Genomic DNA, 12,701 nt, shown 5'->3' with positions numbered 1-12,701 from the left:
TCATTAAACAATTAGGTTTATCAACCGATGATTTAATTAACTTGGCAATTGGAGCAGAAGCAAAAGGTCAACAAGAAAATACTTTTTTACTTGCAGATGTGATAACTTTAGCCAAAAACAAAAAGGAAATAATAGATGCTGAAACCTCCCAAAAAATTGTGAATTTGAATAATGCATTCAAAGGGTTAGATGATAGAAATTATAATATTTCTATATACATACCCATTCGCAGATAAAATTAAGACATTGTCTCAAAATATTAATAATAAAGTAGGTTCTGATAATAATGATATTTATATCTTTGAAGAAGAGGATAGATCAGATATTGAGTATTTCGAAGGCTATGTTCTGAATGAAGACGGCAATTATGTTTCTTATGAAGACTTAATAAATGAAGAGATGGCTGAAGACTTAGCAGAAGCAGGTCGAAATGTTGCAGTAATTGGTCTTCAAGACACATCTTATAGTCCTGGCGGTGGAAATGGTGGAACAACAACATATTCTGATAAAAATTTTAAATTTGGTACAATGACAATTAAAAGTCATAAAGAATCGTGGATAGCTGGAGCATCGGATATTGCCATGCAAATGTATAAATACGAAAACGGAAGTTTACAAAAAATAAATTTCATCACCCACGATAATTCAGACTCTCATAATTACTTTGCAAAGTTTACGCGAAAAGAAGTTGATAAACAAACCGAAAAAAGTCTCTATATCCCTGTTGCAGGTATGATAAAAACTGATCCTGCTGTATTTTCCAATTCAAAATTCTATTATTCAATCTATGAAACGGATAATTGGCCAACTACAACGAGAGAAAACAAGTTTATTCTTCCTAATGGGCAAGAGTTAAAAATATTCTTCGGTTCTTCAGATGGCGAATATTACAACAGCAATGCAAATGGCAATGTTTTCCCATTATCTTCCAATCAACTGAATAACAATTCTGAAATCAAATTTACATCTTACTTACAATAAATTAATATGAAAAAAATCATTACATCCTTATCTATACTTTCTTGTATAGCAATCAACGCTCAAAACAATTTCTCTGTCGGAGTTTATACCGGTATCCCTGTGATGGATGCGAATAAAAAAGCTTCCATAAACATTGGTGCACAAGCTTCTTATTTACGGGACCTATCTACCAATTTTAAAATAGGAGCTTCTGTAGGTTACAGCCATTATTTTATTAAAAAGATAGGAGGAGACCATGGCTTTTATCCTATTGCCGCAAAAGCACAATACACTTTTCTAAACCAAAAACTCTTTGCTGATTTAGACTTGGGATATGCCATTCCATCTCAAGGCGGTTTGAAAGGAGGCTTATACGCTCATCCAAAAATTGGCTACAAAATTAGGAAAAATGACCTATTTTTAGGATTTCAAAGCATTACTGCCAAATATAATTTCGATTATAGTAATGAAAATGGAATTACAAATCCAAAAAATTCAAAACTCAATACCGCTTCAATAAATATCGGATATAATTATAATTTTTAAAATATTGTGTGCTTTGAAGAGGAACTTAAAGCATTAATAAATAATCTATTGTGTTTCTTCGATAAACGAAGCGGCTTTGTCTATCTTAAAAATAGGATGCATTTTTTTTAATTTTTCTGTGTTTTTCTTTGCAATTAATTTCTTTTTTAATTTATGCAAAGTCGAAAACCTTTATTTGAGAAAAACAACTTCTAAATGCACAATAGATTTTTAAATGATTAATCACAATATATTCTTTCATCATTAAATAATATTCCCGTCTCCGAAAACTTATATTCTGCACCAATATTTCTCCATTCTTTCATTTTTATGATTTAATCCCACAAAAAACACATCATTCACAAGCTTTTTTTTCTATTTTTACTAAAATTTTCAACAATGAAAAAATTCGCTTTTCTCCTTATTATATGTTCTCAATTTGCTTTTGCCCAATTCACCGACATTAATATTGTAAAAGAAATTCACACCAAAAATAAAGGCTTGGTGGTTTCTGCACATCCATTGGCCAGTGAAGCTGGTGCGAAGATTATGAAAATGGGTGGAAATGCCTACGATGCAGTCATCGCAACGCAATATGCTTTGGCGGTAGTTTATCCACAAGCTGGCAATATCGGCGGTGGCGGATTTCTGGTTGGCGTAAAAAATAACGGTGAAAAATTTACGATTGATTTCCGGGAAACGGCTCCAGAAAAATCATCCCGAGATATGTACCTCGATAGAAAAGGAAATGCCAATACCGATCTTTCTCAAAATGGAAGATTAGCAGTTGGAATTCCCGGTTCTATTGCAGGATTTTATGCAACTTTAAAACATGCGAAACTTCCGATGGAAAAACTCATTCAACCCGCCATCGATTTAGCAGAACAGGGATTTGCAATCACTCAGAAAGAAGCTGATTTGCTTAATAATCAAATGGAATTCTTTAACCGACATAATAAAAATAAAACCGTTTTTCAGAAATCAACACCTTGGAAACAAGGCGATATTCTCATTCAAAAAGAATTGGCAACAACATTAAAACTGATTCAGAAAAACGGTGCTAAAGGTTTCTATGAAGGAAAAACAGCGCAACTGATCATTGATGAAATGAAACGCGGAAATGGAATTATTACTTTAAATGATCTTAAAAATTATAAAGTTGCCGAAAGAAAACCAATTACTTTTAATTATAAAGGAAACGAAATCGTATCGATGCCATTACCTTCCAGTGGCGGAATTCTTTTAGCCCAAATGTTGAAAATGAGCAGTTTCGAAAACATTGAAAAATATCAGCAAAATTCAACTCAGGCAGTTCAGATTATGGTGGAAGCAGAGCGACGTGCTTTTGCAGATCGTGCTGAATTCATGGGCGATCCAAAATTTATTAATGATAAAACTGAAATGTTAATTTCCGATGAATATTTGAAAAACCGTTGGAAAACTTTTAATAAAAATGCAGCCACACCAAGTTCTGAAGTCGGGAAAATAATTCCGCAACCCAAAGAATCTACCGAAACCACACATATTTCGATTGTTGATAAAGACGGAAATGGTGTTGCTGTAACAACCACTTTGAATGGACTTTACGGAAGCAAAGTCGTAGTTTCCGGTGCAGGATTTTTCCTCAATAACGAAATGGATGATTTTTCTATAAAGCCAGGTGTTCCGAATATGTTCGGCGCAGTTGGTGGTGAAGCAAACAAAATTGAACCTGGAAAAAGAATGCTTTCTTCAATGACTCCGACCATTGTTTTGAAAAACGGAAAGCCTTACATCGTAGTGGGGACGCCGGGTGGAACTACCATTCCGACTTCTGTTTATCAATCGATTGTTGATGTTATTGATTTTAAATTGAGTCCGAATAGGTCGGTAAATTCTCCGAAATTTCATCATCAATGGCTTCCGGAAACAGTGATGGTGGAAAAGAATTTCCCAGAAACCACAATTAAGGATTTAGAAAAAATGAATTATAAAATTGAGCAGGTTTCTCAAATCGGAAGAACAGAAATGATTGTGATCGATGAAAATGGAAATGCAATTGCTGTTGCAGACGGACGTGGCGATGATTCGGTGGGAATAGAATAATAGTACGATGGGAAAAAATAAAGATTTTATAAGAGAAAAGGTGCTTTCATATAAGCCAGATTTCAATTTAGAAATTTTAGAGTTAGGTTTAGAGAAATTTAACGTATCTAGTTGCAAAAGTGGAGATCATATTTTAAAAGCAGGTGAAATATGTAAAAGTATTTTTATGGTCGGAAATTCAATTACCCGTTGTTATTTTATTGATAAAGAAGGCAATGAAAAAACGATTTGGTTAGCACCCGAAATGACCGTTATTACAGATTACGAAAGTTTTGGTTCACAAACAATCAGTAAATGTGATATTTGTTGCTATGAAGATTCTGTGGTTTATTCTATAGATCGGGAAAGTTTAATGATACTTTATACTGAATATCACGATTGGGCTTTATTTGGACTTTTGGTGACGGAGGAGCATTATGTGAATTTATTAAAATTTCGAAATATAATTAGTTTTAATAATGCAAACGGAAATTATGATTTTATAGAAAGCTATTTTCCCCGATATTTTGAAGTAGTACCATTGAAACATCTCGCTTCTTGGCTCAATATTTCTGCGGTTCATTTATCTAGAATTCGTAAGGAAAGAATTAAATTAATATAAATTAACAAATGTTAAGTTGTCTTTGTAAAGAATACAATATATTTGTAGTGATTCTAGAAGACGTGTTGAAAAAAATAAGGAATTCTTGCCTTTGTTGTATTGAGAGAAGTTAAATGTTTTTTTATAAAATGTTTAATTTTAAAAATAGTACAGCAACGTGGCAAGTTTTTTTAGTTTTAATATTCCCTCAGTTTTCCATTAAAAATAGAAAAATTTGTTGGGAAATTAAATCAAAATCTTCAAGCTTTTTGGCAAAACTTTAATATGAATAGGTGAGTCGATTTTGTTATATTCGCCATCCAAATGCCAATCTTGAGTGTTAACTGTAAATTCGATTTCAGGCACAGAAAGATAAGTCACGTATTGATCTTCTTTTAAATTTTTAGAAAACATGCGTGCCGCGAAAATTGCTCCGTAAGCCAAAGGAAATTTCTTCACCAAAACGATTTCTGCCAAACCGTCAACCGTGCTTGCTTGAGGTGCGATATAAGCATTATTTCCGAATTGACGAGTATTTGCAACATTCAGCATCAAATATTCACCGTCGTGTTTTTTGAAATTTTCAGATTGAAATTTTACGGTGATTGGTTTATAATTGAAGAAAGTTTTAATAGAAACTTTAATATAATTTTTAAAACCACGACTGGTTTTTTCAAATTCCTTCACCACTTTCCCGTCGAAACCCGTCCCGGAAACATTGATTGAAAGTTGATTATTAACTTTGAAAGTATCGATTTCTCGAAATTGATTTCCTTTTATTTTTGTTAAAAGTTCATCTAAATTTTTAGTAAAATTGGTTTCATTAGAAAAACCATTTCCTGATCCTGCGGGAAATATTGCCAAAATTTTTCCTGTACTAATAAGGCTTTTCGCTACGGAAGAAATTGTTCCATCACCGCCAACTGCAACAAATATATCGGTTGTTTCATAGTTTTCTTTAATGAATTTTTCTGTTCCTTCCAATGATTCCGAAATATAGAAATTAGGATTTTCAATCTTTTTTTGGAGTAGATCTAAAAAAGGTTGGTAGTTTTTCTTTGCAGAAAAAGGATTAATAATAAAGGCGACATTTTTCATAATGGGCAAAAATAGAAAAAGCAGATGATAAAAACCTGCTTTTAGAAAATATTATAAATTTTGTCGTTTAATAAATTCGTCTGTTAAAAGTAGTTTAATATCCGACAAAGGCACTTTAATTAAGACGGTACCTGCGGCATACGCTGTAATTTCATATTGATTATAAAGGAAATAGAGATTTTCTTTATCAAAATAAAAATTGTGATTAAGTGGGATTCTTTTCACCAAAAGCATTTCAACTTGTCCTTTATCTCCATCGTTTTGTATAAAATTATCCATTAGAATTAGATCCCATATTTTAGAATCTTGATTAGCAACAATATCTGATAACTGAAGTGTTTTATTATTCTGTAAGTCAAAAACTTTGTAATTTTCAAAATAGTAGCCATGTGCTCCACCTGTGTAGCCATCAACGGTATATTGAATTGTTAAGAAATTATTATTGTAAGAATGCAGATTCATATAAGAATTTTTTTCCCAATTCTGGGCGAATTCAGGTTTGAAATCTTGTAAGGAATTCTTTTCTTCATCGTAAAATTCTTTCATTTTTAAATTTAATGCTGCCGTGAGATTATCTTTTGAATATTCTTCTAATCGAATTTCTTTTGGAGCATAAATAGAATCTAAAACTGATTTGTTTTTAATGGTAGGAAAAACCAATATTTTAGATTGAAATTTAATGGTGAGGTTTTTATCAATCTTTAAGGAATCATTTACTTTTATCGAATCGATTGATAAATTTTTGCCTTTAATTGCGATTTTTCTAGCAGTTTCATTGGTTGATTCTGTTCCAGGTTTTCCTTTGTTACAACTCATTAATGAAATAACAAACACGATTGATATGGCGAATAAATTTTTCATTCTGAAATTTAATGAAAATAGTTAAGATATGAAAATGATATAATCATCTATTAAAAACCATCAATTTGACGGTTTTTTTTAAATGCTCACCTATTGATAAGTAAGGATAATGATGCTGTAAAAAAAAGCTGTTCAAATACTTGAACAGCTTTTTAATGAATTTCTAAAATATAATTAAACGTCGATTTTTGCATAGATTGCATTTTTCTCGATGAATTCTCTTCGTGGTGGTACTTCGTCGCCCATCAACATCGAGAATACGTTATCTGCATCAGCTAAGCTTTCGATGGTAACTTGTTTCAGGATTCTACGTTCAGGATTTAGAGTGGTATCCCAAAGTTGTTCCGGGTTCATTTCCCCAAGACCTTTGTAACGTTGAACTTCTACGCCTTTTCCATCTGGAGCCATTTCTAGCGTGATTTGCTCCCGTTCTTTTTCGTTATAGGCATACACTTTTTTGTTTCCTTTTTTCAATAAGTATAAAGGTGGTTGAGCGATATAAATATATCCGTTCTCAATCAGTTCCTTCATATATCTAAAGAAGAAGGTGAGAATCAAAGTAGAAATGTGTGCACCATCGATATCAGCATCGGTCATAATCACTACTTTATGATAGCGTAACTTTGCGATATTCAATGCTTTAGAATCTTCTTCTGTTCCTACAGAAACTCCAAGTGCGGTATAAATATTTTTGATTTCTTCGTTGTCGTAAACCTTGTGAACCATTGATTTTTCAACATTCAAAATTTTACCTCGTAAAGGCAGAATCGCTTGGAAATGACGGTCACGACCTTGTTTTGCTGTTCCACCTGCGGAATCTCCCTCGACTAAGAATAACTCAGAAATCGCAGGATCTTTGGAAGAACAATCTGAAAGTTTCCCTGGAAGTCCACTTCCTCCCATCGGTGATTTACGCTGAACAAGTTCTCTTGCTTTTTTCGCAGCCTGTCTTGCTTTTGCTGCAAGAACAACTTTTTGTACAATTAATTTTGCTTCGTTTGGATTTTCTTCTAAGAAATTAGAAAGCATTTCTCCCACGATTTTATCAACCGCACCAGAAACTTCTGAATTCCCTAATTTGGTTTTGGTTTGCCCTTCGAACTGTGGTTCCATTACCTTTACAGAAATTACGGCAGTTAAACCTTCACGGAAATCATCACCAGTAACTTCTACTTTTTCTTTTGCAGGAAGTCCTAACTCATCTGCAAATTTCTTTAAAGTTCTCGTTAATGCTCTTCTGAAACCCGCAAGGTGAGTCCCGCCTTCATGAGTGTTGATATTATTAACATAAGAATGCAGGTTTTCGGTATAAGAAGTATTGTATCTCATGGCAACTTCGACAGGAATACTGTCTTTTTCACCTTCCATGAAAATTACATTATTCATAATGCTTTCACGGTTTCCGTCGATGTATTCTACAAATTCTTTTAAGCCACCTTCAGAATGGAAAACATCATATTTTTTCTCACCCGCTTCATCTTCAACTCTTTCATCGGTTAAAGTGATGGTAATCCCTTTATTCAAATAAGAAAGTTCGCGAAGTCTGCTTGCTAAAGTATCGTAGTTGTAAACTAACTCTTGGAAAATGGTGTCATCTGGTTGGAAGAAAACTTCTGTTCCTCTTTCCGCAGTTGTTCCGATTTCAGCGACATCTGCTAATGCTTTTCCTTTAGAGTATTTTTGCTGATAAACTTTACCATCTTTATAAACCGTCGCAATCAACGAATTAGAAAGTGCATTCACACAAGAAACACCCACACCGTGAAGACCTCCGGAAACTTTGTAGGAATCTTTATCGAATTTTCCACCAGCACCAATTTTGGTCATTACTACTTCCAATGCAGATTTTTGCTCTTTTTCGTGGAAATCAACAGGGATTCCTCGTCCGTTATCTCTCACAGAAATGGATTCACCTTCGTGGATTACTACAGAAATCGTGTCGCAGTGTCCTGCCAACGCCTCATCAATAGAGTTGTCGATTACTTCATAAACTAGATGATGCAAACCTCTTGCTCCGACATCACCAATGTACATTGATGGGCGCATTCTTACGTGTTCCATCCCTTCCAGTGCTTGTATGCTACTCGCGGTATATTCTTTTTGGCTCATATTTTTACTGTTCATCAAAGCGAATTGGCTTTGAGTTTTAAATACATTTTAATTAAAATTTTGCTGAGAAATGAAGAGTTGATTCTCTATTTCAAAAGGCTAACAAAGATACTGAATTTCGCTGAAATATCAAAGTTAAGGAAGTCATAAAATTGAGACAGTTTTCCACAAAAAAATCCTCAAAAACATGAGGATTTCAATATTTATATTTGTTTTTTTTAAACCAATTTCATCAAAACAATGTCATCAATCTTCTCCACTTTGACCAAATTATATTTTGTAAGATTTTTCGTGGCTTTGTCCCATTTTTTACCTGAAAGTTCGCTTTTAACTTTTACAAGTCCCAAAGTCATTGGTTCTTGCTGATTTTTCAAAATTTCCAAAACCAATTTTTCATCTTCATCTAATTCGAAAGTCGGTGCTGCTTTTTCCGGTTTCATTTGTGGGAAGAATAAAACTTCCTGAATCGATGGATTATTCGTTAAAAACATGATCAAACGATCCATTCCGATTCCTAAACCTGAAGTTGGCGGCATTCCGTATTCCAATGCGCGAAGAAAATCTTGGTCAATAAACATCGCTTCGTCGTCGCCTTTTTTGCCCAGTTCCATTTGTGCTTCGAAACGTTCTCTTTGGTCGATTGGATCATTCAATTCCGAATAAGCATTCGCAATTTCTTTTCCGCAAACCATTAATTCGAAACGTTCGGTTAAACCTTCTTTGCTTCTATGTTTTTTGGTTAAAGGTGACATTTCGATCGGGTAGTCGGTAATAAAAGTTGGCTGAATAAAGTTCCCTTCACATTTTTCGCCAAAAATTTCATCGATTAATTTCCCTTTGCCCATCGTTTCATCTACTTCAACTCCGATGGATCTTGCAAAACCGAACAATTCTTTTTCAGATTTTCCGGTAATATCGAAACCTGTGAATTTCTGAATCGCTTCCGTCATCGAAATTCTCGGGTAAGGCGCTTTCCAATTAATGGTGTGTTCGCCGAAAGTAGAATCCGTTGTTCCATTCACTTGAATCGCCGAAAATTCCAATAATTTTTCGGTGAAATCCATCATCCAATTATAATCTTTGTAAGCAACATAAATTTCCATCGCCGTAAATTCCGGATTGTGAGTTCTGTCCATTCCTTCATTTCTGAAGTTTTTCGAGAATTCATAAACACCATCAAAGCCACCAACAATCAATCTTTTCAGATACAATTCGTTCGCAATTCTTAAATATAAAGGAATGTCCAAAGCATTGTGATGCGTGATAAACGGTTTTGCCGCTGCACCACCTGGAATCGCTTGTAAAATTGGAGTTTCTACTTCGAAATAACCTGCATCGTTGAAATAAGTTCGCATTGCGTTGAACAATTTTGTTCTTTTAATGAAAACTTCTTTCACCTGAGGATTTACCACTAAATCTACGTAACGCTGACGGTAACGCATTTCAGGATCGTTGAAAGCATCAAAAACATTTCCATCAGCATCCACTTTCGGTAACGGAAGCGGACGTAAAGCTTTGGTCAAAATTTTAAAATTAGTAACTTTTACGGTCATTTCACCAACTTGGGTGTTGAAAAGTTCACCTTCAATCCCGATGATGTCACCAATATCTAAAAGGTGTTTGTAAACCTCATTATAAAGGGTTTTATCTTCGCCAGTACAGATTTCGTCACGGTTAAAATAGACTTGAATTTTCCCTTCAGAATCCTGCAATTCGGCAAAACTTGCTTTTCCTTGAATTCTTCGGCTCATCAATCTTCCGGCAATCGTCACCTTTTTACCTTCTGTAAAATTCTCCTTTATCGTTTTGGATGTTTCTGTAATTTTATATTCTTCGGCAGGAAAAGCCTCAATTCCCATTTTTTGTAGGGTTGCCAACTTTTCTCGTCTGATAATTTCTTGTTCGGATAACTGCATTTTTCTTGCTATTTTAAGAGTGCAAATTTAGTAAATTTTTCGCGAAGATGAGAACGCACAACTTTAGTGAAGATATATTTATAAGGACGGAATTTCTCTGGTTTTATTAAAATGAAATTTTAAATTAATCCTATCTAGTAAATAAAACTATTTATATTGTTTCCAAATTCTAAAATTGTTCTGTCTTATGAAGTATTATCTTTAAATTTGCTTAGTGAAAAAATGCTTCGCTTATTTTATGCTTTTTATTTACTTGACTTCTTTTTGTGAAGTTAGGCAAATTATGAAACTGCCTAATTTGATTGAACATTTTGTTTCTCATAAAATCGACAATAACGATCTTTCGCTCTACGCATTTTTCAAGATGCATTACTTAGATGAGCAAACCAAAGACAAAGATTATTCCGAGGATATGAAATTGCCTTTCAAGACTCATGATTTTTCAGGTGCTTTTATCATGCTTTCTACTCCTCCGGAAAAACCCAATTTAAATATCGAGTATCATTTAGTTTATGTTGATGATTCTCGAAACTTTTCTTATTCCGAGAAATTTTTGCCTTCTGTATTTCAAAAAATTTGGGAACCTCCTAAAATTTAATTAATCATTTTTAAAGTGTATTATCATGTCGAATCTGTTGATTCTGACAGGTTTTTCTTATACTCAACTTAAACTTTATAGAGTTTTCTACTTCTATAAAAATTCTAAATTTAAAAAAATGCTTAATAAAATTATAGAATTTTCTATAAAAAATAAACTGATTATCATTTTAATGACACTTGGTTTAATTATTTTTGGATTATTCGATCTCCGAAAACTTCCTATTGATGCTGTTCCCGACATTACCGATAATCAAGTTCAAATTATTACGGTTTCACCAAGTTTGGGCGCGCCAGATGTGGAACGATTCATCACTTTTCCTTTAGAACAAATTAATTATAACATTCAAGGAATCAAAGAAATGCGAAGTTTCTCGCGTTTTGGCTTGTCGGTAATTACCATTGTATTCGAAGAAAATATAGATTTATATTTTGCCCGACAACAAGTTGCAGAACGATTGCAGCAGGTTTCCAAAGATATTCCCGCAAGTTTGGGAGTTCCGCAAATGGCGCCTATTTCCACAGGTTTAGGCGAAATTTACCAATATGTTGTTCGTGCAAAAAAAGGCTACGAACACCGCTATGATCCAATGGAATTGCGAACGATTCAAGATTGGATTGTCCGCCGACAATTACTTGGAACGCCAGGTGTTGCCGATGTTGCTAGTTTTGGTGGGAATTTAAAACAATATGAAGTTGCGGTAAATCCGTCGGTTTTGAAATCAATGGGCGTTACCATCACGGAAGTTTTCGATGCGCTACAAAAAAACAATCAAAATACTGGCGGCGCTTATATTGAAAAAGGACCAAGCGTTCTATTTATTAGAACCGAAGGTTTGATGAACCAAATCTCCGATATAGAAAATACGGTCGTTAAAAATCTTCCCGATGGAACGCCAGTTCTCATTAAAAATATAGGAAAAGTTCAATATGGAAAAGCCATTCGATACGGTGCAATGACGTATAACGGCGAAGGAGAAGTTGCTGGCGCCGTAGTAATGATGATGAAAGGCGCAAATTCCAATGAAGTAATTGCGGATGTAAAAACCAGAATCGAAAAAATTCAGAAAACCTTACCAGAAGGCGTAAAAATAGATGCTTTTCTCGATCGAACCAAAATGGTGAATAACGCCATCGGTACCGTAAGTAAAAATTTATTAGAAGGCGCATTAATCGTTGTTTTCGTGCTCGTGCTATTTCTGGGGAATTTGCGTGCAGGTTTTATCGTTGCGTCGGTGATTCCTTTGGCAATGCTTTTTGCCATTATCATGATGAATATTTTCGGCGTTTCCGGGAATTTAATGAGTTTAGGAGCACTCGATTTCGGGCTGATTGTGGATGGAGCCGTGATTATTGTTGAAGCGATTTTGCATCGTTTCCAAAAGATGAAGAACCTTCAAAACAAGAAATTTTCCCAAGAATTTATGGATAAAGAAGTGTATTCTTCTTCAAGTAAAATGATGAATTCCGCGGTTTTCGGACAAATTATTATTCTCATCGTTTATTTACCGATTTTAAGTTTACAAGGTATTGAAGGAAAAATGTTTAAACCAATGGCTCAAACCGTGATTTTTGCATTAGTGGGCGCGTTTATCCTTTCATTAACTTATATTCCAATGATGAGTTCATTGTTCTTATCTAAAAAAGTAAATCATAAAAAAACAATTTCAGATAAGATGATGGAAAAGTTAGAATCCTTTTATCATCGAACTTTAAGAGTGGTTTTAAAGATTCCGAATCTGGTTTTCTTTAGCACAGTAGGATTATTTTTCGTCGCCATGTTCATCATGTCGAGATTGGGCGGTGAATTTATTCCCTCACTTCCCGAAGGTGATTTCGCCGTTGATACCAGAGTTTTACCAGGAAGTAATTTAAAAACTTCCACCGAAGCGGTTTTAGCATCATCAAGAATTTTAAAAGAAAAATTTCCGGAAGTAGAAAAAATTGTGGGCAAAACCGGAAGCAGCGAA

11 protein-coding genes are annotated in these 12,701 nt (G+C 34.1%); 7 read left to right on the top strand and 4 right to left on the bottom strand.

The genetic code is table 11. The features are described from left to right. The 5 genes from WBY99_RS05720 to WBY99_RS05700 form a co-directional block, all read left to right on the top strand. Window positions 1-236, top strand: a 236-nt coding sequence (locus tag WBY99_RS05720) for a hypothetical protein (RefSeq protein WP_423975373.1), incomplete at its 5' end; no start/stop codon positions are given. A 10-nt stretch (window positions 237-246) separates the two neighbouring features. Next, window positions 247-981 (top strand): hypothetical protein, encoded by a 735-nt coding sequence (locus WBY99_RS05715; RefSeq protein ID WP_423975372.1) that lies wholly within the window; start codon window positions 247-249, stop codon window positions 979-981. 6 nt (window positions 982-987) lie between these two features. Further along, a complete protein-coding gene (locus tag WBY99_RS05710) occupies window positions 988-1,506 on the top strand; it encodes a hypothetical protein (RefSeq protein ID WP_423975371.1) in 519 nt (172 codons plus the stop codon). A gap of 378 nt (window positions 1,507-1,884) precedes the next feature. Further along, the gene (gene ggt / locus WBY99_RS05705) at window positions 1,885-3,570 is read left to right on the top strand and encodes a gamma-glutamyltransferase (RefSeq protein ID WP_423975370.1); all 1,686 of its coding nucleotides are present in this window, start codon (window positions 1,885-1,887) and stop codon (window positions 3,568-3,570) included. Between the two features lie 7 nt (window positions 3,571-3,577). Then, window positions 3,578-4,171: a Crp/Fnr family transcriptional regulator gene (locus WBY99_RS05700; protein WP_423975369.1), complete on the top strand. Its 594-nt coding sequence runs from the start codon at window positions 3,578-3,580 to the stop codon at window positions 4,169-4,171. A 225-nt stretch (window positions 4,172-4,396) separates the two neighbouring features. On the opposite strand, the gene WBY99_RS05695 is transcribed toward WBY99_RS05700, so the two are convergent. The 4 genes from WBY99_RS05695 to lysS form a co-directional block, all read right to left on the bottom strand. Then, window positions 4,397-5,248 (bottom strand): diacylglycerol/lipid kinase family protein, encoded by an 852-nt coding sequence (locus WBY99_RS05695; protein ID WP_423975368.1) that lies wholly within the window; start codon window positions 5,246-5,248, stop codon window positions 4,397-4,399. A 51-nt stretch (window positions 5,249-5,299) separates the two neighbouring features. Next, window positions 5,300-6,109, bottom strand: coding sequence for a DUF3298 domain-containing protein (locus WBY99_RS05690; protein ID WP_423975367.1), 810 nt, complete (start codon window positions 6,107-6,109; stop codon window positions 5,300-5,302). Window positions 6,110-6,283: 174 nt separating this feature from the next. Beyond that, the gene (gene gyrB, locus WBY99_RS05685) at window positions 6,284-8,218 is read right to left on the bottom strand and encodes a DNA topoisomerase (ATP-hydrolyzing) subunit B (protein ID WP_423975366.1); all 1,935 of its coding nucleotides are present in this window, start codon (window positions 8,216-8,218) and stop codon (window positions 6,284-6,286) included. A 218-nt stretch (window positions 8,219-8,436) separates the two neighbouring features. After that, window positions 8,437-10,134, bottom strand: coding sequence for a lysine--tRNA ligase (gene lysS, locus WBY99_RS05680; RefSeq protein ID WP_423975365.1), 1,698 nt, complete (start codon window positions 10,132-10,134; stop codon window positions 8,437-8,439). 283 nt (window positions 10,135-10,417) lie between these two features. Between lysS and WBY99_RS05675 the strand changes: the two genes are divergently transcribed. Next, window positions 10,418-10,732 (top strand): hypothetical protein, encoded by a 315-nt coding sequence (locus WBY99_RS05675; RefSeq protein WP_423975364.1) that lies wholly within the window; start codon window positions 10,418-10,420, stop codon window positions 10,730-10,732. Between the two features lie 118 nt (window positions 10,733-10,850). Continuing rightward, the coding region (locus WBY99_RS05670) for an efflux RND transporter permease subunit (RefSeq protein ID WP_423975363.1) at window positions 10,851-12,701 on the top strand (1,851 nt) is incomplete at its 3' end.

The organism is Kaistella sp. (assembly GCF_049588135.1).
Classification (GTDB): Bacteria; Bacteroidota; Bacteroidia; order Flavobacteriales; family Weeksellaceae; genus Kaistella.
The sequence above is the reverse complement of the archived record's forward strand: the minus strand, read 5'-3'. Positions and strand labels throughout refer to the sequence as shown.

What these genes read in the sequence shown, in the direction of transcription:
- WBY99_RS05710 (WP_423975371.1), top strand. Translation starts at nt 988, where the DNA reads ATGAAAAAAATCATTACATCCTTATCTATACTTTCTTGTATAGCAATC.
- ggt (WP_423975370.1), top strand. Translation starts at nt 1,885, where the DNA reads ATGAAAAAATTCGCTTTTCTCCTTATTATATGTTCTCAATTTGCTTTT.
- WBY99_RS05700 (WP_423975369.1), top strand. Translation starts at nt 3,578, where the DNA reads ATGGGAAAAAATAAAGATTTTATAAGAGAAAAGGTGCTTTCATATAAG.
- WBY99_RS05695 (WP_423975368.1), bottom strand. Translation starts at nt 5,248, where the DNA reads ATGAAAAATGTCGCCTTTATTATTAATCCTTTTTCTGCAAAGAAAAAC.
- WBY99_RS05690 (WP_423975367.1), bottom strand. Translation starts at nt 6,109, where the DNA reads ATGAAAAATTTATTCGCCATATCAATCGTGTTTGTTATTTCATTAATG.
- gyrB (WP_423975366.1), bottom strand. Translation starts at nt 8,218, where the DNA reads ATGAGCCAAAAAGAATATACCGCGAGTAGCATACAAGCACTGGAAGGG.
- lysS (WP_423975365.1), bottom strand. Translation starts at nt 10,134, where the DNA reads ATGCAGTTATCCGAACAAGAAATTATCAGACGAGAAAAGTTGGCAACC.
- WBY99_RS05675 (WP_423975364.1), top strand. Translation starts at nt 10,418, where the DNA reads ATGAAACTGCCTAATTTGATTGAACATTTTGTTTCTCATAAAATCGAC.